Source organism: Bacillus sp. JK74 (genome assembly GCF_053663395.1).
Map to the genome: position 1 here is coordinate 213,813 of NZ_JBSJQB010000001.1, position 23,894 is coordinate 237,706.

The window sequence follows — 23,894 nt, forward strand, 5'->3', positions numbered from 1 at the left end:
AAACTCAATCTTTTTTAAAAAGAATCGTAATCACCGTTCCGGCGCTGATTCTGCTGTTGACATGGATGGTTCCGTTATGAAGGTGAACCAGCTCTTTGGCAATGGCGAGCCCGAGTCCAGTTCCTTCTGACGGCCCCTTCGTATTCGTTCCCCGGTAATAACGGTTAAACAGCTGGTGAATCGTTTCATCGTCCATTCCTCTTCCGTTATCTTTCACCTTCAGAATGAGCTGTTCGGCTGATTCCTCAAGCACGACCCGAATGGCGGTCCCTTTCTTATTATGCTTAACCGCGTTTGCCAGCAGATTCTCCAGAATACGGCGGAACCACGCTTCATCAATGGCGAAAAGAATGTCTTCCTTTTTGGTTTCAAAGGCGATGTCATAGCCTTCCGAGAACGTGTTTTTCGTGAAATCGTTCGTGACGTTTCTGATAAACGGCACGACGTTGATCAGCCGCCGTTCGATCGGGAGGGCCGCGTTTTTGAGGCGATATGTTAAGTTTAAGTCCTCAATCAGCTTCGACATATATTCTGATTTTTCCCGGACGATCTGCCCCATTTCTTTGACTTCTTCCGGTGTCCAGTCGTATTGCTTCGATTCAAGCATCATGCTGTAGCCGTAAATCGTGCTCAGCGGGGTTTTTAAGTCATGGCTCAGCCCGGCGATCCATTCTTCCCTTGTCGCCTGGATTTTTTCTCTGTTTTTCTTATCCCGCTTCAGCGTGTCGGTCAGCTGATCCATCGATTCGAAAATCTCGGCGAAAAAGCGGAACGGCTGTTTTGTTTTGCCTTTTTTGTTTTTGCTGACCGGCTGTCCTTTGCGGTTCTTCGGCTCTTCAAGCCGGCCCTTTGATAAATTGACAAGCCATTTGATGGTATGAAACAGCGGCCAGCCGAAACGGAAAGAGTACCAGATGGTCAGGATGCAGATCATAAATACTAAGATTCCGATCAAGAGGAAGAGGGTTTTCATCACATTTCTCAAAAATGATTTGTTAAACTCGTGATCGGGGATGTACACGGGGTTCGGCACCGACGCGACCATCCATTTCGTTTTATCGAGTCTTTTAAAAGAAATTTCCCGTTTGTAATTCCACGGCTTGGAACTGTATTTCAGCAATTCAAGCTCATTGACGGTGTTCCGTTCTTTTTTCGTGCTGTTGATATCCCCGAGCAGTCTGCCGCTGTCTTCGAGAAGGTAGACCGCCCCTTTTTCCCGTTTAATATAATCAACCGTGCTTTTTTTATATTGAGAAAGGGAAGCGAGGGATGGCTCCTGTGATTCGATGTAAGTGAGAAGCTGCTCACTGGCGGATTTCCAGCCGAACAGAATCAAATAGGTCTCATCATTTATCGTGACCGTCCAGTAATTCAGCTTGTAGTTGTCAAAATTCCGGTACTGGTAAATGGATAAGAGGTCTTTTCTGCTGTAATGGCTCGGGACGTCTTTCGGCACTCTGTACGCGTAGTCGGTTTTTTCTTTGTCATTAATGATCTGCAGCCAGCCCTTCTGCTTTCTGACCGACATCTTTAAAAATTCATCGACATCCCATGTGCCGTCTTCGTTTTTATCAAGCCACGCTTCAAACGAGTCTGCCGTCGCTTTGGTCAGTCCCGCATTGGCTTCCGCTTCGCTGAAACGCCAATCCAAATAGAAGAAAGAAGCGACGGCCAAAACGGACATCAGCAGGATGACAAGCAGAAGCTGTCCGAAAAAGTGGAGCAGAAATTTTCCGCGCATTCTCATGAGCGGGTTCCTTTTTCTCCTTGATCGGGAATAAACCGATAGCCGAGGCCGCGCACCGTTACAATATAGGACGGATTGCTGGGGTCTTTTTCAATCTTTTCTCTGAGCTTGCGGATGTGAACCATGACGGTGTTGTTGTCGCCGTAAGACGGATATCCCCACACTTTTTCATAGATCTGATCTTTAGAGAGCACCACATCAGGGTGTTCACAGAAATATTGAAGCAATTGCAGAAGCTGTGCGGAGCAGCTGACGGGCTCGCCCCCGACGATCAGCTCGGCGTTTTGCGGCGAATAGGAAAAATGGCTGTATGAATACGTTTTTACCGCCGCTTTCTCTTCGCGCTTATAGGTTCTCTTTAACGTCGCTCTGATCCGCGCCGCCAATTCGAGCGGATTAAACGGCTTCGTTATATAATCGTCAGCTCCCAATGCAAATCCTGACAGCTTATCCGCATCAGAAGAACGGGCAGTCAGAAAAAAGATCGGAGCGTCGGTATAGTTCCGGATTTCGGTGCATGCTTCAAAACCGGACATGCCTTCCATCATCACATCCAGCACGAGCAGATCCGCGGATTCATGTTTAACAAACTCAATCGCTTCCTCAGCGCTTCCGGCTGTCTTAATGTTGTGATAGCCTTCTTTGACGAGAACGCGTTTGACCATATCAACGATCGCCTTCTCATCGTCTACAATTAAAATTGACGCATTTTCCACCTTGGACGTTCCTTTCTCTTTGTTTTTTTCATCATATCATTATATGGATAAGATTTGGTACTTTTTTAGTGCGGAGGTCTTGCGGGGAAACAGAAAAGAAAAACGAGACCGGACATCTCTTCTCGTTTTTCTCACGGTGTCAGAGCGGAATATCCATCATTCCGCCGCTTTTGTCAGGAGCTTTCATTTATAAGATGAAGTATAAATTCCCAAAAACCCGGCACTTCCTGGCATAACAGCATGTCCGCTTTTTCAACTATTTTAATCTTCAATTCTTGTTCAAGGTCTTCTCTTTCCTGGTATGATGTATTGCTCAGTTTTTTTTTTATCATTGGCGAAAAACGTGAAATCAAAAGTTCCATTTCGTCGGTATCTGTGTTCTCTTTGTTGAAGTCAAATGGCCCGTTCACTGCTTATTTTCCCCCTTTTTTTGCTTGTCCAGCTGCTTTCTGAGATTGTCGAGCCCTTTTTTATGAATATTGGAAATGTTCTGCCGTGATTCACCCAGCGACTCGGCAATCTCTTTCATCGTCGCTCCGTGAAGATAAATATTCGTCAGCACGCTTTTTTGTTTATCGGTTAACGTCTGAAGCGCTTCGTATAAATCACGGTTTTGGACATGCTGGCTCAAATCTCCCTGCTTCCGCAGAAACTCTTCATACGCGTCTTTTCCCATTTCATAGGGAAGCGCTTCACCTCCCTCCGGCTGATCCACCGTCAGCGGATAGCGATTCTGATTTTTACGGATGCGCTTGTCAAAATCGATGGAGAAAATCCGGATCATAGAGTTCATATATTTGATGATCCGGATTTCCTTATAAAACTGTTTAAAATGGTCGTCCAATGATTTTGCATCCTTCTCGTCTGAATGTTCCAGCACATTTTTAAATTTCTCGTAATGCTTTGGGTCACTTAAAAAATGTTTAACGATCGGATGTTTCATAATTTCCTTGCATTTTGACCGTAAAAGAACTTGATAGTCCATAAAACCGCCCCCTATTTAAATTAAATGAAAGAAAGCAAAAAAAAGTAAACTACTCCTTTCCGACTAAGATTCCGCATTCCTTATGTCCCGGATTTGCCGGAACAAAAAAAAGACCCTCAACCGGGATATCAGGTTTACAGGAGCCGCTCTTTCTTTCACTTATATACATGACTGCAGGTCAAGTCAGGAGGTGGCTGGTGATGGATCAGGTTTTTATAGAAGAAGCGGTCAGACAGATCGGCAATCTCGGCTTTCCGGCTCTGATTGCCATGTATCTTCTCACACGGTTTGAGAAGAAGTTTGACGCCCTGATCGAACTGATGACGGAACTGAAAGAGCAGAAAATGAAAAATTAATTTTCACACGAAGTTGACTTTTCATCGGAACGCATCACTTAACAAAGCAGAAGGGAAAACGAAAGGCCTTTCACATTCTCTTTCTGAAAAAACAAAGCTTGAGAGGAGACGATTTACATGTCAAAAGAAAACAACTGCAATATCCCGCAGCCGATCAGAGGAGACAAAGGGGCGACCGTCACGATTCCGCGCAATCTTGAAAGAGACCGCCAAAATCCGGATATGCTGACGCCGCCGGAAACGGATCACGGCACAGTGGATAATATGAAATTCTCTTTCTCAGATGTGCACAACCGGCTGGAAAAGGGCGGATACGCGCGTGAGGTGACCGTTCGCGAGCTGCCGATTTCTGAAAATCTGGCATCTGTCAACATGCGTTTAAAACCGGGCGCCATCCGTGAACTGCACTGGCATAAAGAAGCCGAATGGGCATATATGCTGACGGGCAAAGCGCGGGTCACGATCGTTGATGAACAGGGACGCAGTTTTATCGATGACGTGAAGGAAGGAGATCTGTGGTACTTCCCGTCAGGCCTGCCGCACTCCATTCAGGCGCTGAAAGAAGGCTGTGAATTCCTCTTGGTGTTTGATGACGGTTCCTTCTCAGAAAACAGCACATTCCAAGTGACTGACTGGCTTGCCCACACGCCGCTTGATGTCATCGCCAACAACTTCGGGGTTTCAGAAAAAGACCTCGCCGGCCTGCCCGGGAAAGAAAAATATATCTTTGAAGAGCCGGTTCCCGGGAAGCTGAAAGATGACATTGTGGAAGGCCCGAACGGCGAAGTGCCTTATCCGTTCACTTACCGCCTGCTGGATGAAGGTCCGACTGCTGAGACGGACGGCGGCAAAGTATATATCGCGGATTCCACAAACTTCAAAGTGTCCAAAACGATCGCTTCAGCGCTTGTCGTGGTCGAACCGGGCGCAATGAGAGAGCTGCACTGGCATCCGAATACGCATGAATGGCAGTATTATATTTCCGGTAAAGGGCGGATGACGGTTTTTGCATCGGACGGCCATGCAAGAACATTTAACTATCAGGCCGGGGATGTCGGTTACGTTCCGTTCGCAATGGGCCACTATGTGGAGAATTTGGGGGATGAGCCGCTCGTCTTCCTGGAAATCTTCAAGGATGACCACTATGCCGATGTGTCCCTGAACCAATGGCTTGCCATGCTTCCTGAGAAATTCGTCCAGCAGCATCTGGATCTGGGCAAAGACTTTACGGATATTCTTTCGAAAGAGAAACACCCTGTCGTCAAAAAGAAATGCTGAAGATACACACCGACTTGCAGAGTTCCGTCTCTGCAAGTCTCCTCTGTGTGAAAAGGAGCTGAACAGATGATCAATCAAAACGGGACGAAAATGTTTTTTCTTCAGGTGCTCCGGTATGCCCTGGCAGCCGCTGCCGTATTATTCGGGTATTTCATCGTGATGATGGCCGTATTTTCATTAGCCGGGACGAGCTACGGATCGATGGCGTACGTCCTGCTTTTTTCCGTGCTTTTTATTCTTCTCGGTTTATGTTTTGAACCGCTTGAACGGCTGATGATACATAGCTTTACCTTTTTTGGGACGGGCAGGCTGCCTTTTCTCCTTTTAGCCGGCACCGTTCAGCTGCTGTTCCTCTGGATGACCGCGTATACGACGGATAAACTGATTGAAAAGATTTGGCTGTCAACGACGGAGGAGCTGATTGTGGCGGGGGTTTTTTTCGTTTTGGATAAATGCGTCTCCGGACAAAAGAAGCCCCGGGCGCAATAAAAAAACGCAGGCCGGAATGGCTCTGCGTTTTTTTTTCATCTTACCGTTGCGTTTTCATGCCGGATTAAATCGTAGGTTAAGCAGACCGGTTTGTTCGTGCGCGGATCTTTTACAATCTGCGCGTCAATTTGAAACACGTCTTCCAATATGCCGGGAGTCATGACTTCCTCCGCCGTTCCTTCCTTGATGACGCGCCCTTTTTTCAAGGCGATCATGTAATGGGAAAAACGGGCGGCATGATTCAGATCGTGAATGACCATTAAAATGGTGCGGCCCTGCTCCTTGTTTAATTTGTCCAGCAGCTGCAAAATTTCAAGCTGATGGGCGAGATCTAAATAAGTGGTCGGTTCATCAAGAAGCAGCAGCTCCGTTTCTTGAGCGAGCGCCATGGCGATCCACACACGCTGCCGCTGCCCCCCGGAAAGCGCTTCGATCGGCCGGTCGTAAAATTCGGCCATCCCCGTCTCTTCAAGCGCCCATTTGATCATGTCACGGTCTTTATCACTCAAGCGGCCCATTCCGGACTGATGCGGAAACCTGCCGTAAGAAACAAGTTCGTACACCGTCAGCCCGCTCGGCGCTTCAGGCGTCTGCGGAAGAATTGCCATTTCCTTGGCGATGTCCTTCGTGGATTTTTGCATGATCGCCTGTCCGTTTAAATAGACGGCGCCGGATTTCGGTTTCATGATTCTTGACATCGTTTTGAGAACCGTCGATTTTCCGCAGCCGTTCGGACCGATCAGCGTTGTAATTTTTCCTTTCGGGATGGCGATATCCAATTCTTTCGCTATCAAACGGTCGCCATAACCGACAGTAAGCTGTTCCGCCGATAATGAGTTCATCGCGGCAGTCTCCTTCCTCTATTTCGTTTTCATCAGCAAATATACAAAATACGGCGCTCCGAGTACGGAAATCACCAGGCCGACGGGAACTTCGGACGGTGCAAGCACATTTCTCGCCAGCGTATCGGCAAGCAGAAATAGAAATGCTCCGATCAAAGCTGAAACCGGAATAAGCGTCTGGTGGCGCGGCCCGGTAAGCCTTCTGGCCAAATGCGGCGCAATGAGTCCGAGAAAAGCGATTCCGCCGGCTGCCGCAACACATGACGCGGTCAGGGCAACGGCGGACATCAGCAGAACGCGCCGCTCCTTTTCAACCCGGGTGCCAAGCCCCGCCGCCAGCTGATCACCGAGCTGGAGCACATTTAAATACCTGGCTTTATAGAGGCTGAACGGTAAAAGAACCAGCAGCCACGGCAAAATGGACAGCACCATTTTCCAATTGGCGTTCCAAATCGAACCGGAAATCCATACAAGCGCCTGCATGAAATCCCGCGGGTCCATTTTCAGCTGAAAAATCAAGAGAAGCGCATTAAACCCCGCATTGACACCGATTCCGACCAAAACGAGCCGGACAGGTGAAACGCCTTTTTTCCAAGCCAGCACATAGATGAGCAGCGCAGCCAGAAAAGCTCCCGCCAAAGCGCTCACCGGAAGCAGCCATGTACTGGCCATGCTTAGATCAACAGCTGACCCTTGGAAAAAGAAGATAAACAGAACGACTGCCAAAGACGCCCCGGCGTTAATCCCAAGAATGCCCGGCTCCGCCAAGTCATTTTGAGACACGCTTTGAAAAATCGCGCCTGAAACCGCGATTCCTGCACCGACAAGCAATGACAGCACCATGCGCGGCAGTCTGAATTCAAATAAAACGAGCTGATCCCGGGCATCCCCCTGTCCGAAAAAGACACGCATCGTATCAAGTGGCGCAATCCGGATCACACCCATGTTTAAGCTGATAAAAAAGACGATGCATATGAGCACAAACGTAACGGCCATGACCGCCAGCGGTTTTTTCGATTTTACATTCATTACAGCCCTCTCCTTTCCCTGCGCGCCAAATAAAAGAAAAAGGGAACGCCGATAAGGGCGGTTAAAGCGCCGACCGGTGTTTCAAACGGCGCATTGACGAGTCTTGCGGCAATATCACTGAAAACTAACAGAACGGCGCCGAATACCGCCGAACAGGGAATGATCCACCTGTAATCTACCCCGACTAAAAATCGGGTGATATGCGGAATCACCAAGCCGATAAAAGAAATGGCTCCGGCGACTGAGACTGAAGCCCCCGTCAAGAGGACAACGACAAACATTCCGATTACTTTCACAAGCGATGTGTACTGCCCGAGCCCTTTGGCCAGTTCCTCACCCAAGCTCAGCACCGTCACTGAGCGCGCAATCAGAAATGCCAGCAATAGTCCGATAACACCGGCCGCCAACAGCAGTTGCACGCCTTCCCATTTCACGGAAGCAACTCCTCCGGCATACCAGAACTTCACATCCTGGGCGACATCAAAACGGATCGCAATCGCGCTTGAAAGCCCCGTTAAGAAATAGCCGACTGCCGTACCGGCCAGCGCGAGCTTCACCGGTGTCAGCCCGCCTTTTGAAAACAGGCCGATGCCAAACACAATAAGCGCTCCGATTCCCGCTCCCGCAAAGGACCACAAAACAAGTCCCGCCGCAGACAGACCCGGAAAAAAAGCAAATGCCAATGCGATCGCAAACCCTGACCCCGACGTCACGCCCATAATGGAAGGCTCAGCAAGCGGGTTCCGCGTCAGCCCCTGCATAATCGCCCCGGACACAGCTAAAAAAGCCCCGACGAGCGCGGCGGCGGCGGTTCTCGGCAGCCTCAGATCGCGTATGATTTGATGAGATGTATTTTGCGGCTGAAAGTGAAAGAGAGCATCCCACACCGTCCGCAGATGAATATCGGCAGCTCCGATGGAAACAGACAGAGCCGCGCCGATCAATAAAACCGCAATACCGGCACACAGCAGCACAGCCGCTCTGAATGAACGCGCCGTCCACTGGATTTCACTCCCTGATGCCCCTTGAGCCGTCATTGTCTGTTTCTTTTTCAATAGACCCAACACTCGTTCTTCCTTTCTCAAAACAAGAATGGTAATGATAATGATTATCAATGACTTGTTTCAGTATAGCACTTTTATCTTCTCTTTTAATAGACCTAATTTCATATAAAAAAAGAAAGTTTTTCTTAAAAAAGATCGTGCTTCTCTATGAAACCAGTGATATAATCACACTGATAATGATTCTCTTTATCACTAATTTTTATGAAAGAAGGAATGTCAGATGTTCCATACATACAAGAAAATCGGCGCAGCGCTGATTGCCATACTGCTCATCGCCGCTTTGGCCGCATGCGGCAATTCTTCAGACACAAAAGGTTCTTCTGAAAAAGAAGAAACCATCACGTATAAAGCCGAAAACGGCCATATTAAAATTCCGAAGCACCCGAAACGGGTCGTCGTCATGGCTGACGGCTACTACGGCGACTTTAAACAGCTCGGCATCAATGTTGTCGGCGCGCCGCAAAACGTATTTAAAAACCCTTATTACAAAGGGAAAACAAAAGGTGTGACAAACATCGGCGACGGCACGTCCGTTGAAAAAATCATTGACTTAAAGCCGGATTTAATCGTTGTCTGGACGACACAAGGCACCGATATTGAAAAACTGGAAAAAATCGCGCCGACAATCGCCATTAAATATGACAAGCTCAGCAACATTGATCAATTCAAAGAGTTTGCGAAAATGACAGGCACTGAAGATAAAGCAGACAAATGGCTGGCTGAATGGGATAAAAAAACCGCTGCCGCTAAAACAAAGGTTCAAAAAGCGGTCGGCTCAAAAACCATCTCCATCATGCAGACAAACGGAAAAGACATCTATGTATTCGGTAAAGACTTCGGCCGCGGCGGAAGCATTATTTATGACAAACTCGGGCTGAAGGCCACAAAACTGACGCAGGAAAAAGCCATTAATCAAGGGCCGGGCTACGCCAGCATTTCACTCGAGAAACTGCCTGACTTCGCGGGAGACTACATCTTTATGGGGCCATGGCAGGCCGGCGGTGACGACAAAGGCGTGCTTGACAGCTCAATCTGGAAAAACCTCGATGCCGTCAAACAAAACCATGTCTACCGCATTGATCCGATCGGCTTCTATTTCTCAGACCCGATCTCACTTGAAGGCCAGCTCGACTACATCACAAAAAGCTTAACGAAGTAACCCCGAAGCCGCTGTCACAGCGGCTTTTTATTACGCTTAAAACTTGACAAAAAAATTTATTTATGCTATAATTTACATTTTTGGATTAACATGTATAATAAGATTCTCCCGGCCGGAGATTGATGTAAATAACGGAGGATCTTTATATGAAAGAAAACAAGGCGAGTATGACTTCCCTGCTGTCCGCTTTCGGAAGGGCGTACCATAGTAAATACGACACCCCGGTGATATTTGATGATTTTTTGGCACAAGATCTGATTTCTGAAAAAGAGCATTCGGACATCCGCGATCATCTCATTCAAGGTATATCATTTTTCAGCAAAGACATGGCACAGAGGCTTCAAGGCCAACCGGATGTCATCTTAAAATGGGTGACTCAAGTACAGCTGTCTCCTACACCGTTAGCCCGTGCCGCATATTGTGAAGAAGTGCTTTTGAATGAAGTGAAGCTCGGGGCCAAACAGTATGTCATCCTTGGCGCGGGTCTGGATACTTTCTGTTTCAGACATCCTGAGGTGACAAACGCGTTAGACATATTTGAAATCGATCATCCCGCTTCACAGGAAGACAAAATAAAGAGATTGAAACATCTGAATCTCGACATTTCCCATCATCTTCATTTTGTACCGATGAACTTCGCCGCTTCGCTTTCTTTCAGCCGTCTGTATCAGGAAGGTTTTTCACGCCAAAAAACCTTTTTCAGCCTGCTCGGAGTGTCATACTACCTTACGAAAGAGCATCTCGCCCGCCTGCTCACACAATTATTTGCCGAAGTCCCGCCGGGAAGCTCTATCGTGTTTGATTATGCAGATGAGTCGCTCTTTGAAGAAAGAGGACTGTCAAACAGAGTGGAAAACATGGTGAAAATGGCTGCAGCAGGCGGAGAACCGATGTTATCGTGTTTCAGTTATAAAGAAATCGAAAAGGTATTAGAATCTTCAGGTCTGCTTATTTATGAACATTTATCTCCGGCAGACGTCAATGACCGTTTTTTCAGCGGACGCACTGACCATTTAACCGCATTCGAGACCATTCATTATATACACGCCGTCAAAAAGTAATCCGCTGCCGCAAACAAAAAAGACATCTCACAGACGCGAGATGTCTTTTTTTGTCATACCGATTGTCTGTTGTTTGCAAATTTCTTTGAGACGAAAGGATATAACAGCAAACCGACGAAAAACAGCCCGATACCGAGAATAAAGGTCGTTAAATCGGCCGTTCCGGTAATAATGACGTAAAAAGAATAAATGCAGGCAAGGATGGCGATGATACCGTCTCTTACTCTTGAGCCCTTTATCTCGTCATACGTTTCACCCGTAAAAATGAGCTTCAGGCTGTAAAACGCTGACACGAGATACGGAATCAGATAAGCAAGCGTCGCCGCCGTTGTTAAAAACGTAAACGCGTCACTGATCGTCCGGGAAATAACCGAAAAGATAAAGATCTGTGACATTACGTTCGTTACGATTAACGACACAACCGGGCTTCCCTGTTTATTCGTTTTTGCAAAAGCAGCGGGAAAGTCTCCTGATTTCGCCGCTTGATACGGAACTTCAGAACCGAGAAGAATCCAGCCGAGCATCGTTCCGAACAGACACAAAATCGCCAGAATCGCCATAATGACGCTTCCCGCGCTGCCGACGATCGCGTACAATACGTCAACAAACGGTTTTTCCGAGCCGACAAGCTTACCATGCGGAAGCACGCCCATCGTAATCAATGTCACGATGATATAGATGCTGAGCGCGATCAATAATCCGGTAATGGTGGCGCGTTTCACGTCGCGCTGCGAACGGGCGCGCCCGGATAAAATGACTGCCGATTCAATTCCGACGAACGCCCATAATGTTGAAATCGCCGCATTGTGGATCTGTCCGCCGATTCCCTCAACCGTGTGAGGACCTGTTTGAACTGGAAAATAAAAATGATCGAAAAACGACGTTTGAAATACAAACAAACCTGCAATGATAAAGAAGATAAATCCTAATACTTTTGAAAACGTCGTGACGAAATTTAATTTACTCGCACCGTTAATGCTGGTGACGAGGATCGTGTGAGTGCCCCATAATAAAACTGTACATACGGCAAACGTCAGCAGCTGGCCGAGCGTAACCGCCTGACCGCCGATCGAAAACATTTCACGCTTATCCGTTAAAATCGGGAAAAATGATGTTAAATATCCGGCAAGGCTCGTGATGATCGCCACGTTGCTGATCCAGCTCGCCACCCAGTAGCCCCACACCATCGTGAAGCCCGCTGCATTCCCTTTTTTCCGATCGCTGAACAGCGCACGCGCATAGCTTTGCGGCCCCGCCGTCAGCTCAGGCTTGCGGATGGATAAGTGGCCGAAGACCATCGCGATCATTAACACACCGGCTCCCGTTAAAAGCCATGCCGATGTGGCGCCGAACGGGCTCGCGATTTTTGCGAGCGTACTCGGAAGCGAAAAGATGCCCGAGCCTACCATATTTCCTACGACAAACGCCGTTAATAACCAAAAACCCCATTTTTTCGTCTGTTCCATTCTTGTACCTCCTGGTTGTTCATTCGTACGGACCAGACCCCGAGACCATATTTACACGCAAAAAAAGCCTGAACAAAAGTCCATGCTTAAAGAAACACACACACCCTTGATCTCCGGATAGCCCTCCGCGAAAAAGCACGCGGCAGTCCTGCACTTATTCAGATACAGTCCCAGCATAAAGAAGGATCGGCTTTCTTTACACTTCGGCGCTGATGCCTTTAACACATGTTTTGCGGCCCCTTATCAGCCTGGCATGTGCGACTCATCATCAAGCGCAACCTCTACCTCACCGAGAAAGAGTGAGGATTTTTATCATTCAATTCTACTCAGAGGTTATCAGAGATAAAAAGATCTGTCAAAGGGAAATATTAGACGGAAAACGGATAGAGCGTTCGCCCTACCCGTCTTATATGGTCAGCGGTTGTTTTTTTTCTTTTGAACAGCTTCTTGAAGCGGATCGTCTTTCAGCGCTGCACTGGCGTCGTCAAGCGCGCCTTGAATGACGTTTTTGTTTTTATCGCTGTTTTTTCCTTTTTCTTTGTTAAAGAAAGCCATCTGTATCACCTCTTTATCAAATATAGGTACACCTATAATGTGTCTTTTTCCGCGGCAGAATATGCGGAATCCGCGTCTCCTTCCTTTTGGCGGAACAGGTAAAGTTTGTTGATCAAACATGCATTCTCTTGATATATTTGTAATTCAGGGGATTTTGGCAAAAATAAAAAGGAGAAGCGAAAAATGACAGGAAAAACACACATCATGGGAGGCATCGCTTCTTGTTCCGCAATTGCGTATTATTATGGGTATGATCCGGTCCTTATGACCTCAGCGGGTGCCCTCGGGGCGCTGATTCCCGACATATGCCATACGAAAAGCAAAATCGGCAGAACGCTGCCCGTTCTGTCCAAGATCGTAAGCACGGTGTTCGGCCACAGAACGTTTACACATAGCCTGCTGTTTATGCTTATTATGTTTTTCATTACGGCAACCTATATTCCGAATCCGAGCATTTCCGCCGGACTGATGATCGGAATGGCGAGCCACCTTGTGCTTGACGCATGGACCGTCAACGGCATTAAACTGCTGTTTCCGTCCGCCATCCGCTTCCGTCTTCCCCTTTATATGAGAACGGGGAGCTTTTCGGAGCAGCTTGTGCTGGCCGGCTTAACGATTGTATCCTGCTATTATTTATACGAACTGGTTCACGGCCGCATCTCTTAAACAAAAAGCGTCTTTTCGCTTTTAGGGTGAGGAGTCATACATATGAAGAAAACCTTTTTCAGCAATCATCGGTTTTTATGCCTGTCCATCCTGTTCATGTGGATGAAAACCTATGCCGTGTATAAGCTCGGTTTTGGTCTGCAGAACAATTCGGTTCTTGAGGAATGTCTGCTTCTCATTAATCCGCTGAGCTTCATTGTGCCGCTGTTCGGCATCGCCCTCTTGCTAACGGAAAAAAAACAGCGGATCTTTCTGCTTTCGGCAAATGTGATGCTGACGGGAATTTTAATCGCGAATACGGTGTTTTACGGGTTTTATATTGATTTTATCACCATACCGGTTTTGTTTCAGGCAAGCAATATGGGTGATATGGGAAGCAGCGTCCAAGAGCTGTTTCACCCGCTTTACATCGCTTTATTTTTGGATATTGCGGTTTTGTTTTATCTTGGTAAAAGGCATAAAGCCGATCAAGGAAAAGCGGGCGGGCGTACCGTTAAAGCGTATGCGTGGGCATCAGCCGGCCTCATGCTGTGCAACCTTGCGCTGTCTGAGGCCGAGCAGCCGAAGCTGTTCAAGCACCCTTTTGATCGTGAAGCGCTCGTAAAAGGAATCGGCCTGTTCCACTTTCATTTGTATGACACCATTTCGCAGACACTGAATGCAGGGGCTAAAGCGTTTGCCGATGAAGACAGCCTTGCGGCGGTCGCGAATTACACTCAAGCCGGCTACAGCAGGCCGTCCGATTCAAAATTCGGGCTTGCAAAGGGGCGCAATGTGATTTTTGTTACGCTCGAATCAACACAGCGTTTTGTAATGGATGAACGGGTCAACGGACGGGAGATTACCCCGTTTTTAAACAAACTGCGAAAAAAAAGTTATGACTTCACTCATTTTTATCAGCAGACTGAACAGGGAAAAACCTCAGATTCAGAATTCATTACTGCGAATTCGCTGTATCCGTCTTCAAGCGGCGCCGTTTTTTTTACAAAAAGCGGCCACCGGTTCAATACGATGTACCATATGTTAAAAGATCATCAATACTATTCAGCCGTTCTGCATGCCAATCATAAAGCCTTTTGGAACCGGGATGAGATGTACGGGGCATTCGGAATCGACCGTTTTTTCGACGCGGATGAATTTAAGGTGACACAGGAAAATTCAACAGGCTGGGGCCTGAAGGATAAGGAGTTTCTCGAACAGTCAGCGGAAAAATTAAAGAAGCTTCCGCAGCCGTTTTACGCAAGCCTGCTGACTTTGACCAACCATTTTCCTTTTGAAATTGATCAACAGGATCAGCTCATTGAGGAACCGGACACAAGCAGCGAGTTATTAAACCGCTATGTGACGACGGTCCGCTATGAAGATGAGGCTCTGAAACACTTTTTCAAGAAGCTGAAAAAAGAAGGGCTGTATGACAACGCGATGATCGTCCTGATGGGAGATCATTACGGTATATCCGAAGCCCATAATCAAGGACTTGCCGAATTCTTAGGGAAAGAGGAAATCACTCCGTTTGATACGGTTCAGCTTCAACGCGTGCCGTTTATCATTCATATTCCCGGGGTGACCGACTGTGCGCCGGAAACGATTGCTTCCGCCGCGGGACAGGTTGATGTAAGGCCGACGCTGCTTCACCTGCTCGGCATTGAAACGAAAGGCAACATTCAGTTCGGCAATGATCTGTTTTCCGGAGAGCGGACACCGTTTGCGGTGCTGAGAAACGGCAGCTTTATCACGGATGATCATATTTATACGAAAAATACGTGTTACAGCCGCAAAACCGGTGAACCGCTTTCTGACATGAGCGCGTGCAGCGATGAGAAAGAAAAAGCGGAACAAGAGCTGATGCTTTCCGATAAAATATTAAACGGCGACCTGCTGCGGTTTTATAAGCAATAAAAAAATCCCTCCGTTATATGGAGGGATTTTTCATGTTTCATATATGAGCCGTCCTGTCATTTTCGTATCATATCCGGATAATTGAGAAAGCTGAGACTTGAATTCCTCAGAATTAAGAATGTCCCGCACGCTTTGAACAAGCTCCCGGTTTTGTTTTAACACAACCACATCGTACTGCTCACTGATCACCGGGATAAAGTCCGTGCCTGCCATATGCGCCGCATGCTGCGACCCGACTCCGATATTCGCCTTTCCGCTTGATACTTGTGAAGCCGCTGACAGATGATCCGTGACAATGTCATGATATCCGGCGACATCAGACGGCGTGATGCCGAATGATCTGAGCTGTTCATCCAGCAGCACCCTCGCGCCTGATCCTTTTTCGCGATTGACGATGCGGACATCCTTTCGGCTCAAGTCCTGAAAGCCCTGAATGTTCAGCGGATTGCCCTTTTTCACATATAATCCGGCCTGACGAAGCACGACATGAAAAAGCGCAAACGGCTCCCCTGAAAGAATGCGCTTCACATACGGGATGTTATACTGCCCCGTCTCCCCATCGTATAAATGCAGACTGACGATGTCACAGGCCCCGCGGTACATCTCGATCAGGCTGTTCAAACTGCCGCTGTACTTGCGGAGCGGAGCCGTCTGTATTGTTTGTTCCAGCTGTTTGCTGAGGAGGTCCATCGACACATCCTGCCCGCTGATGATAACAGACTGCCTTTTTTCCGGCTCCCGCCCGCGTGACGGGTCAGGCGCTTCTGCTGCGGATGGCTTTTTTGACATTCTCATGTTTGCTTTATATTGTTTTAAGTCCTCTTCATCGACCCTCATCTGTCTTCCGACCCTGTACGCCGGAATGAGTCCTTTTTTTATCAAATCATATACTGTCAGTTTGGAGACCTTCAAAAGGCCCGCAACTTCTTCTATTGTATAGGAAGTGGCTTCTGTCATATTATCACGCTCCGTTTTTATTATAACTGTTCAGATATTGAAAAAAAACCGCACCATCACGTACAATTGCGTTATAATTAGTTTGATCTAATGATATTTAGCTATAAGGGGTGCACAATGTTGAAAAAGAAAGCGACACTACTCACAACTGCGGCTATGGCCGTTTTCCTCGCAACTGCGGGCTGCTCATCCGGACAATCGTCCAAAGGCGGACAAAACGAAAAAGTCACGCTGACCGTTTCTGCAGCAGCCAGCGCTCAGGATGCACTTGAAGAAATCCAGACCAACTACGAAAAATCACATTCAAACGTAACCATTCAAGACAACTTCGGATCATCAGGCACATTGCAAAAACAAATTTCCCAAGGCGCGGGAGCTGATTTATTCTTCTCGGCAGCCGAAGATAAATTCGAAAAGCTCGTTCATGACGGAGATATCGACAAAAAGGACAGCACGGATCTTTTGAAAAATGATCTCGTCATGATCGTGCCTGAGAAAAACAGCGCACACCTGACACATCTGAATGACCTGAAAAAAGACAGCACGGAAAAAATCGCGCTCGGCACGCCTGAATCCGTTCCGGCCGGACAATACGCCAAACAGTCACTGACGGCATTATCCCTGTGGGACAAGGTAAAAGATAAAGTCGTCTATGCAAAAGACGTCCGCCAGGTGCTTTCTTATGTTGAAACCGGAAATGTCGATGCCGGGCTTGTCTATAAAACAGACGCACTGATTTCGAAAAAGGTGAAAATCACCGATGAAGCACCGGCGAAAACGCACGATCCGATCGTGTATCCTGTCGGCATCGTCAAGGATACAAAGCACCGTAAAGAAGCAGAAGCGTTTTATCAGTATCTGCAGTCAGATGAAGCGATGAAAGTGTTTAAGAAATATGGATTTACTGCCAAGTAACATTACGGCTTCGGAGTTTTTCACTCCCGTCGTACTGTCGTTTGAGGTGGCTTTGGCGTCGGGCTTCGCCGTCATCATTCTCGGAACGCTTGCCGGCGCCTGGATGGCGAAAGCGCGATTTCCCGGAAAAACGGCTGTGGAGACCCTGTTTATGCTCCCGCTCGTTCTTCCGCCTACCGTTGTCGGCTTCATTCTCATTATCATTTTCGGGAAGCACAGCTTTATCGGCCGGGCGATTGAGCGGATTTTTCACCAGCCCGTCATTTTCACGTGGTCGGCCGCGGTGATCGCTTCGGCCATTGTCGCCTTCCCGCTTATGTATCAGTCCGCTAAAACCGGCTTCGCCGCGGTTGATGCTGACATCGAGGGAGCGGCGAAAGTAGACGGAGCCGGCAGGTGGCAGGTGTTCACCCGTATTTCCGTCCCGCTTGCCTTTCCCTCCCTCTTGACCGGAAGCATTCTCAGTATTGCAAGGGCGCTAGGTGAATTCGGAGCGACTTTAATGTTTGCGGGAAATATTCCCGGCGTCACCCAAACGCTGCCGACGGCGATTTACGTCGCGATGGACTCCGGCAATGAAACACTCGCCTGGGTGTGGGTGATCTGTATTGTGATCATTTCTTTTCTGATGCTGTTTTTCATCCAATTGAAAAAACCCGCTTGACCGATCCGCCTTCCGCGCACCTTTCGCCGGGAGGCTTTTTGATTTAAAATCGGATGGTATATAATGAAACAAAAACACACAAAGGGTGCGGCTATGAAGATTAATGTCATTATCGCGGATGATAATTCTTTCATCAGAGAAGGAATGAAAATCATTTTGCATACATATGAGGAATTTACTGTATCGGCAACGTTGGAAAACGGACTCGAGGCGGCAGAGTATTGTAAACACACCCCCGTCGATATCGCCTTGCTGGACGTCCGCATGCCGGTGATGAACGGCGTCGAAGCCGCAAAACGGATCGCTGAGGAAACGGATACGAAGCCGATGATCCTGACGACATTTGACGACGATGAGTATATTTTAGAAGCAATTAAAAACGGCGCGAAAGGATATTTATTAAAAAATACCGAACCGGAACGGATCCGCGATGCGATCAAAAGCGTTTTCAACGGGCACAGCATCCTTCAGGACACCGTGCTGGACAAAATAAAAGACAGCCTTTTCCGGCCGGCGGAAGCCGCGCATCAGATTGATGAAAGCCAGTTTACTGAAAGAGAGCTCAGCATCATGTCGCTTATTGCGAAAGGACTGTCGAACAGGGAAATTTCAAAACAGCTTTTCATTTCTGAAGGGACGACGGCCAATTATATTTCATCTATTTTAGGGAAAACGGGGCTTGAGCACAGAACGCAGATCGCCATTTTTTATATCACCGGGAAGGTGGATAACGGGCGTTGAACGGTATGGATTTTTGGATGCTGATGAGCAGACTGATCGCCATTTTTTATACGGCTTTTTTGTTCGTATCGGCTGACCGCCCTTACACGCCGTACGCCGTCTTGTTTCTGCTGCTTTATCTGTCTTTGGGCATCGCGGTCTGCATGATCAGGCCGCCCGTTTGGAGGCGCGGGATCACCCTCATGGCGCTGGCATTGACCGCTTGGCTTTCCGCCTTAGGCCATCCGGCGTTTCTGTTTCTTTTGCCGCCCGCCATTTTTGCGGTTCTTGCCGAATATCCGGTTCACCGCTATGTGTTCTGCCTGCTCGTGTTTTTGCCGTTTTTATTTATCCCGTACGGCGACCTTCCGACTTATATCGTCATGACCTTGTTCTGTCTGGCGATATTCGTTTTGGCCGCCCGGTCCGGCAATCGGCTGAAGAAATATGAAGAACAGTCGGACATCATGCGCTCAAGCATTGAAAAACTGACGAAACAGCTGCACAGCAGCACGGAATATATCAAACAATCGGAGTACACCGGCAAACTCGAGGAAAGAAACAGATTATCCCAAGCCATCCATGATAAAATCGGCCATTCCATGACCGGCGCGCTCATTCAGATGGAAGCGGCGAAGCGGATGCTCGGCTCTCATCCGGACAAAGCGGCTGAACTGCTCCAAAACGCCATTACCATTTCCAAAGAGGGCATAGAGGATATCCGCATAACGCTGAAAAATATGAAACCGCCCGCTGAACAAATGGGCATTCACAGATTAAGAACGTTTATTGATGAATTTTCGGCCAAAAACGGGATGCCGGTTCCGTTTACGCATCAAGGCGATTTGGACAGGCTGACGCAAATGCATTGGAGAGTCATTCAGGAAAACGTAACCGAAGCTTTGACCAATGCGATGAAATACGCCGATGCCACGCAGATTTTCATTGATATCCATGTACTGAATAAAGCCGTGAAAGCGGAAGTGAAAGATAACGGAAACGGCGCCGTCCGCTTTAAAAAAGGCCTCGGCATGCTCGGTATGGAAGAACGGGCGGCCGTCCTGCACGGAACCGTTATTCTTGACGGCACGGCCGGTTTTTCCGTCACGACATTGCTTCCGGTTGAATAAGTGAATGTTTTCATGTGAAAAATATGAAGATTCTCATGTCAAAGGAATGAACAGCTGCACTAACGGCCGTTCATTCTTTTTTTTATAATAAGAGCATCATAAGACATAGAGGTGGAAACATGAACATTTTGGAGCTCAAACAGCTGAGTAAGAAATTCGGTGATTATGCCGCCGTTGACCAGATGTCGCTTGCCGTAAAAGAAGGTGAGATTTTCGGGTTTCTCGGCGCAAACGGAGCCGGAAAAAGCACGACGATCAATATGATCTCAGGTCTTTTAAAACCTTCAGGCGGAGACATTCTGTTTCTCGGAAAAGATATTTTCAAATATAGCAAAGCAACGAAAATGAATATCGGTATCGTCCCTCAGGACCTCGCGATTTACGAAGAATTAAACGCCTATGAAAATGTGAAGTTCTTCGCAGGTCTGTACGGCCTGAGAGGTGCGGCTCTGAAAGAACGGGTCGAGGAAGCCCTGACATTCGTCGGCTTGAGCGATAAACACAAATATTTGCCGAAGCATTTTTCCGGCGGAATGAAACGCAGGCTTAATATCGCCTGCGCCCTTGCCCACCGGCCGAAATTGATCATCATGGATGAACCGACGGTCGGCATTGACCCGCAATCAAGAAATTATATTCTGCAATCAGTGAAAAAGCTGAATGAAATGGGATGCACGATCATCTATACGAGCCACTACATGGAGGAAGTGGAAGAAATATGCACGCGCATCGCTATCATCGACCACGGAAAAGTCATCGCCGAAGGCACAAAAGAACAGCTGACCTCCATCATTACCGACACGAAGGACGTCGTGATTGAGCTGTCATCCGGAAACGGCATCAGCCTCGGCGATATTCAGGAGCTGCCCGGCGTCAGAGCCGCCGCACTGGAAGAAAACAGCGTGAAAATCAGCTCTGACACAGGGGTCAACAATTTAAACCGCCTGATCCGGTACTTCATGGACAAAGGCATTGAAATCCGCTCCTTGCAGGAACAGGCCCCTGACTTAGAAACGGTATTTCTCACGCTGACAGGCAGAAGCCTGCGCGACTGACCTAACTGAAAGGAGGATTGCAAATGAATATTCTGCACATCGCAGGGAAAGAAATCAAAATCAGTTTCCGCGACAGACGGACTTTTATTTTCATGCTTGCTTTTCCGATTGTCTTCATGCTGATTTTTACCGCGGCATTATCTAACGCCTTTGATTCAGAGGTGACGGTCGGAAACATCAAGGTGGTATATACGGACCAGTCAAACGGCCCTCTTTCTCATGATTTTACTGAGTTTATGAAAGCCGCCAAAAAAGAGCATGTCTATTTTCAAAAAGCGGACACGGAGGCAAAAGGCAAAAACGAGGTTCAAGAAAATCAGGCGGATGCTTTCGTCACTGTAAAAAACACCGGTTTCCAAGTCTATACAAATGACCGGAGCGGCATCAACGGCACGATCGTCCAAGGCATGCTGACCGCTTTTACCAATCAATACAAAGCAGGCGCCGCCGCTTACAAGGCGCATAAGGAACCTTCCGCCGGACAAATCAAAAGCGATTATATGAAGCAGACGTCTTTACACAAAGCGAAAGAACCGAAGGCGAAAGATTTTTACGCGATATCCATGACGACGATGATCGGGCTGTACGCCTCGATTTTTGCCAGCTCCTTATTCCGCGGGGAAAGAATACGGCACACCGCGGATCGCCTGATCGCCGCCCCGCTCCGGAAAAGCGATATCTTTCTCGGAAAGATGCTCGGCATTTTGGCTGTGAATGTTCTGACGATTCTTGCCGTTGTCGCCTTCAGCAAATTTATCTTGAAAGCGAACTGGGGCAGCCACATGGGACTTGTGCTGTTGATTCTCGTTTCTGAAATTCTTTTGGCCGTCAGCTTCGGGCTCAGCCTGAGCTATTTGACCAGAAAACCCGAAAGCGCCAGATTAATCACCGTCATCATCGTGCAGGTGATGTCCATTATCGGCGGTGCCTATTACAAATATGAAGGAGGGGGGATTTCCGCCTTGTCGCCCTTATCCTGGATCAATAAGGCGATTAACAACATCATTTACGCAAATGATGTATCAGCGGCATGGCCTGCACTCGGTTTAAATACAGCATTGGCGGCACTCTTTTTGCTGATCGCCGCATTTACGTTTCAAAGACGGGAGGGACTGTAATATGAAAAACTTCTGGTGGCTGTTTGCACACACTCTCAAAGGAATTACAAAAAGCAAAAAACAGCTCATTCTTTATATCGGGGCTCCGCTGATCGGCGTCTTCCTCTCCTTCATGACCAATGCCAACGGCGGAGCCGAAACGCTCAATATCGGCATTCTCAATCAAGACGGCGGAGAAGTGGCACAGGATACGGTCACGTTTTTAAAAGGACTGGATCATGTGAAGATTTCGGAGGAAACGGCTGCGTCCGCCTCATCAAAGATCGCTTCAGGAAAAATGGAGGCGCTCATTACGTTTGAAAAAGGCTTCTCCCAAAGCGTAAAAGACGGGAAACCGTCTCACATCGGCATGACCTCGCTGAAAGGCGCCCAGGTCACCGGATATGTCAGCTCTTATTTGTACAATTATATGAACAGCGCCGCCTCAATCGGCAAATCTTCCGGCGGAGACGCGAAGGCCTTTCAGGCGATGTACGCCGATTTCAAGCATTCTCCGATTCAAACGGAGTCCGCTGTTTTACAAGATACATCGAACCATAAAGAAATGACTTACTCAGTCATCGGGTATCTCATTATCATTATGCTCTATTCCGCCGGCAACCTGACGGAACTGATGATTAAAGAAAGAGAAAACAGGACGTACTACAGGCTTCTGTCAACGCCGATCACGTCAAAGCAGTATGTATTGGCGAACGCGGCGGTGAATATGATCATCATGGCCGTCCAAATTATATTCGCCGTTCTCTTTATGGGCGCCGCTTTTCATATTCATCCGTCATTCCCGCTGTGGCAGCTGTTCGTCCTGATGATGCTATTTGCATTAAGCGCAATCGGGATCGCCTTTATTGCCGTCGGTTTTTCCAACAGCAGCTCTTCGGCATCGGCGCTTTTGAACTTGATCGTCGTACCGACATGCTTGCTCGCCGGCTGCTTTTTTCCGGGCAATATTATGCCGAAAACAGTGCAGACAATCGCCGAATTTCTGCCTCAGCGCTGGGTGCTTGATACGGTCGATCAATTGCAGCACGGCCGCACGCTCCAAAGCCTGACGCTGAACATCATCATTTTGGGAGCCTTCGCCGCCGCCCTGTTATTAATAGCCGCATACAGGTTCAGCGTAAAACGTCAGACACAGACATTTATGTAAAGAAAAACAGCCCCGTAAAGGGCTGTTTTTTCTTAGAACAGAAGCTCGTCCGGATTCGGTCCGACACGCTCGTCTTTGTTCAATGCGCTGATCTTTTCCATTTCTTCCTGTGACAGTTCGAAATCAAAAATATCGGCATTTTCTATGATGCGGTGCTCTTTAATCGATTTCGGAATGGTAACGACTTCGTTCTGAAGATCCCAGCGCAAAATCACTTGAGCAACCGATTTGTTATGTTTTTCCGCAATTTGTGACAGCACTTCGTTATCGAGGAGCTGTCCCTGCATCAATGGAGACCACGCTTCCACTTGAATGCCCTGCGCTTTGCAGAAATCTCTTACTTCTTTTTGAGTCAGGCGCGGGTGGAATTCAATCTGGTTGACCATCGGCTTGATTTCAGCATCTTTCAGCAGTTCTTCTAAATGATGCACTTGGAAGTTGCTGACGCCGATGGCGCGGATTTTTCCGTCTTTGTACAGCTTTTCAAGAGCGCGCCATGTGTCTTTATATTTATCCTTGCCCGGCCAGTGAATCAGGTAAAGGTCGAGGTAATCGAGGCCGAGGCGCTCAAGGCTTTTCTCAAACGCGTCAAGTGTCGTTTCGTATCCTTGATCTTCATTCCACACTTTTGACGTGATGAACAGCTCTTCTCTGGCAACGCCCGCAGCTCTGATGCCTTCGCCGACACCCTCTTCATTTTTATAAATAGCCGCCGTATCAATGCTGCGGTAGCCGTTTCTGATTGCCGCTTCGACGGAGTCCGCCGCTACGCTTCCGTTTTCCACCTTGAAGACGCCAAGGCCGAACCACGGCATTTCAACGCCATTATGAAGCTTTACAGTATCTTTTAAGCTTTTTGCCACGTTGAACCATCCT

General features: G+C 47.9%; 25 protein-coding genes and 1 riboswitch. Of the genes, 14 read left to right on the top strand and 11 right to left on the bottom strand.

Features of this window, described 5'->3' with window-relative positions; translation table 11 throughout:
- Window positions 1-4: 4 nt before the first annotated feature.
- From ACWJJ5_RS01130 to ACWJJ5_RS01145, 4 genes are all read right to left on the bottom strand, one after another.
- Window positions 5-1,747, bottom strand: coding sequence for a HAMP domain-containing sensor histidine kinase (locus ACWJJ5_RS01130; protein WP_070082351.1), 1,743 nt, complete (start codon window positions 1,745-1,747; stop codon window positions 5-7).
- Window positions 1,744-2,463 (bottom strand): response regulator transcription factor, encoded by a 720-nt coding sequence (locus ACWJJ5_RS01135; RefSeq protein WP_071392261.1) that lies wholly within the window; start codon window positions 2,461-2,463, stop codon window positions 1,744-1,746. Before ACWJJ5_RS01135 ends, ACWJJ5_RS01130 begins: the two co-directional genes overlap by 4 nt.
- A gap of 173 nt (window positions 2,464-2,636) precedes the next feature.
- Window positions 2,637-2,873, bottom strand: coding sequence for a sigma-O factor regulator RsoA (gene rsoA / locus ACWJJ5_RS01140; protein ID WP_003151778.1), 237 nt, complete (start codon window positions 2,871-2,873; stop codon window positions 2,637-2,639).
- Entirely contained in the window at window positions 2,870-3,406 is a 537-nt protein-coding gene (locus tag ACWJJ5_RS01145; RefSeq protein WP_088005512.1) for a sigma-70 family RNA polymerase sigma factor, read from the bottom strand. The genes rsoA and ACWJJ5_RS01145 overlap by 4 nt, the downstream gene beginning before the upstream one ends.
- Window positions 3,407-3,648: 242 nt before the next feature.
- On the opposite strand from ACWJJ5_RS01145, the gene ACWJJ5_RS01150 reads away from it, so the two are divergent.
- The 3 genes from ACWJJ5_RS01150 to ACWJJ5_RS01160 all read left to right on the top strand — a co-directional run bounded on the left by ACWJJ5_RS01150 (window position 3,649) and on the right by ACWJJ5_RS01160 (window position 5,571).
- Window positions 3,649-3,804, top strand: a complete 156-nt coding sequence (locus tag ACWJJ5_RS01150; protein WP_003151774.1) for a YvrJ family protein — start codon at window positions 3,649-3,651, stop codon at window positions 3,802-3,804.
- Between the two features lie 117 nt (window positions 3,805-3,921).
- A complete protein-coding gene (locus tag ACWJJ5_RS01155; RefSeq protein WP_007410043.1) occupies window positions 3,922-5,082 on the top strand; it encodes an oxalate decarboxylase family bicupin in 1,161 nt (386 codons plus the stop codon).
- Between the two features lie 66 nt (window positions 5,083-5,148).
- Window positions 5,149-5,571 carry a regulatory YrvL family protein gene (locus ACWJJ5_RS01160; RefSeq protein WP_070082354.1) on the top strand — a complete coding sequence of 141 codons (423 nt, stop codon included), beginning with the start codon at window positions 5,149-5,151 and terminating at the stop codon, window positions 5,569-5,571.
- 35 nt (window positions 5,572-5,606) lie between these two features.
- Here the strand turns inward: ACWJJ5_RS01160 and ACWJJ5_RS01165 are convergent, their stop codons facing one another.
- From ACWJJ5_RS01165 to ACWJJ5_RS01175, 3 genes are read right to left on the bottom strand one after another with little or no spacing between them, the layout of a single operon-like run.
- Entirely contained in the window at window positions 5,607-6,413 is an 807-nt protein-coding gene (locus tag ACWJJ5_RS01165) for an ABC transporter ATP-binding protein (RefSeq protein ID WP_003151771.1), read from the bottom strand.
- 18 nt (window positions 6,414-6,431) lie between these two features.
- Complete coding sequence (locus ACWJJ5_RS01170) at window positions 6,432-7,442, bottom strand: FecCD family ABC transporter permease (protein WP_025853867.1); 1,011 nt, start codon at window positions 7,440-7,442, stop codon at window positions 6,432-6,434.
- Entirely contained in the window at window positions 7,442-8,479 is a 1,038-nt protein-coding gene (locus tag ACWJJ5_RS01175; protein ID WP_172401312.1) for a FecCD family ABC transporter permease, read from the bottom strand. The genes ACWJJ5_RS01170 and ACWJJ5_RS01175 overlap by 1 nt, the downstream gene beginning before the upstream one ends.
- Window positions 8,480-8,726: 247 nt before the next feature.
- On the opposite strand from ACWJJ5_RS01175, the gene ACWJJ5_RS01180 reads away from it, so the two are divergent.
- Both ACWJJ5_RS01180 and ACWJJ5_RS01185 read left to right on the top strand, forming a co-directional pair.
- Window positions 8,727-9,665 carry an iron-hydroxamate ABC transporter substrate-binding protein gene (locus ACWJJ5_RS01180; RefSeq protein WP_229154466.1) on the top strand — a complete coding sequence of 313 codons (939 nt, stop codon included), beginning with the start codon at window positions 8,727-8,729 and terminating at the stop codon, window positions 9,663-9,665.
- Between the two features lie 146 nt (window positions 9,666-9,811).
- Window positions 9,812-10,726, top strand: a complete 915-nt coding sequence (locus ACWJJ5_RS01185; RefSeq protein WP_229154467.1) for a class I SAM-dependent methyltransferase — start codon at window positions 9,812-9,814, stop codon at window positions 10,724-10,726.
- A gap of 53 nt (window positions 10,727-10,779) precedes the next feature.
- Here ACWJJ5_RS01185 and ACWJJ5_RS01190 read toward each other — a convergent pair whose 3' ends face one another.
- Complete coding sequence (locus tag ACWJJ5_RS01190) at window positions 10,780-12,192, bottom strand: amino acid permease (protein ID WP_070082356.1); 1,413 nt, start codon at window positions 12,190-12,192, stop codon at window positions 10,780-10,782.
- Window positions 12,193-12,302: 110 nt separating this feature from the next.
- Window positions 12,303-12,484: riboswitch (Lysine riboswitch) on the bottom strand.
- A gap of 122 nt (window positions 12,485-12,606) precedes the next feature.
- Entirely contained in the window at window positions 12,607-12,747 is a 141-nt protein-coding gene (gene sspJ, locus ACWJJ5_RS01195) for a small acid-soluble spore protein SspJ (protein ID WP_003151760.1), read from the bottom strand.
- Window positions 12,748-12,930: 183 nt separating this feature from the next.
- On the opposite strand from sspJ, the gene ACWJJ5_RS01200 reads away from it, so the two are divergent.
- Window positions 12,931-13,413 carry a metal-dependent hydrolase gene (locus ACWJJ5_RS01200; protein WP_003151759.1) on the top strand — a complete coding sequence of 161 codons (483 nt, stop codon included), beginning with the start codon at window positions 12,931-12,933 and terminating at the stop codon, window positions 13,411-13,413.
- A 42-nt stretch (window positions 13,414-13,455) separates the two neighbouring features.
- Window positions 13,456-15,312, top strand: coding sequence for an LTA synthase family protein (locus ACWJJ5_RS01205; protein WP_454022125.1), 1,857 nt, complete (start codon window positions 13,456-13,458; stop codon window positions 15,310-15,312).
- A gap of 30 nt (window positions 15,313-15,342) precedes the next feature.
- Here ACWJJ5_RS01205 and ACWJJ5_RS01210 read toward each other — a convergent pair whose 3' ends face one another.
- Window positions 15,343-16,269, bottom strand: a complete 927-nt coding sequence (locus ACWJJ5_RS01210; protein ID WP_229154469.1) for a substrate-binding domain-containing protein — start codon at window positions 16,267-16,269, stop codon at window positions 15,343-15,345.
- A gap of 117 nt (window positions 16,270-16,386) precedes the next feature.
- On the opposite strand from ACWJJ5_RS01210, the gene modA reads away from it, so the two are divergent.
- The 7 genes from modA to ACWJJ5_RS01245 all read left to right on the top strand — a co-directional run bounded on the left by modA (window position 16,387) and on the right by ACWJJ5_RS01245 (window position 23,018).
- Entirely contained in the window at window positions 16,387-17,184 is a 798-nt protein-coding gene (gene modA, locus ACWJJ5_RS01215; RefSeq protein WP_102422517.1) for a molybdate ABC transporter substrate-binding protein, read from the top strand.
- Window positions 17,165-17,848 (top strand): molybdate ABC transporter permease subunit, encoded by a 684-nt coding sequence (modB, locus tag ACWJJ5_RS01220; protein ID WP_070082360.1) that lies wholly within the window; start codon window positions 17,165-17,167, stop codon window positions 17,846-17,848. The genes modA and modB overlap by 20 nt, the downstream gene beginning before the upstream one ends.
- A 93-nt stretch (window positions 17,849-17,941) precedes the next feature.
- Window positions 17,942-18,589, top strand: a complete 648-nt coding sequence (locus ACWJJ5_RS01225) for a response regulator transcription factor (RefSeq protein ID WP_102422547.1) — start codon at window positions 17,942-17,944, stop codon at window positions 18,587-18,589.
- A 5-nt stretch (window positions 18,590-18,594) separates the two neighbouring features.
- The gene (locus tag ACWJJ5_RS01230) at window positions 18,595-19,698 is read left to right on the top strand and encodes a sensor histidine kinase (RefSeq protein WP_232213123.1); all 1,104 of its coding nucleotides are present in this window, start codon (window positions 18,595-18,597) and stop codon (window positions 19,696-19,698) included.
- A gap of 119 nt (window positions 19,699-19,817) precedes the next feature.
- The gene (locus ACWJJ5_RS01235; RefSeq protein ID WP_015240573.1) at window positions 19,818-20,753 is read left to right on the top strand and encodes an ABC transporter ATP-binding protein; all 936 of its coding nucleotides are present in this window, start codon (window positions 19,818-19,820) and stop codon (window positions 20,751-20,753) included.
- A 23-nt stretch (window positions 20,754-20,776) separates the two neighbouring features.
- Entirely contained in the window at window positions 20,777-21,871 is a 1,095-nt protein-coding gene (locus ACWJJ5_RS01240; RefSeq protein WP_434685908.1) for an ABC transporter permease, read from the top strand.
- A 1-nt stretch (window position 21,872) separates the two neighbouring features.
- Complete coding sequence (locus ACWJJ5_RS01245; protein WP_077722833.1) at window positions 21,873-23,018, top strand: ABC transporter permease; 1,146 nt, start codon at window positions 21,873-21,875, stop codon at window positions 23,016-23,018.
- Between the two features lie 32 nt (window positions 23,019-23,050).
- On the opposite strand, the gene ACWJJ5_RS01250 is transcribed toward ACWJJ5_RS01245, so the two are convergent.
- Complete coding sequence (locus ACWJJ5_RS01250) at window positions 23,051-23,881, bottom strand: aldo/keto reductase (protein WP_007410023.1); 831 nt, start codon at window positions 23,879-23,881, stop codon at window positions 23,051-23,053.
- Window positions 23,882-23,894: the final 13 nt, after the last annotated feature.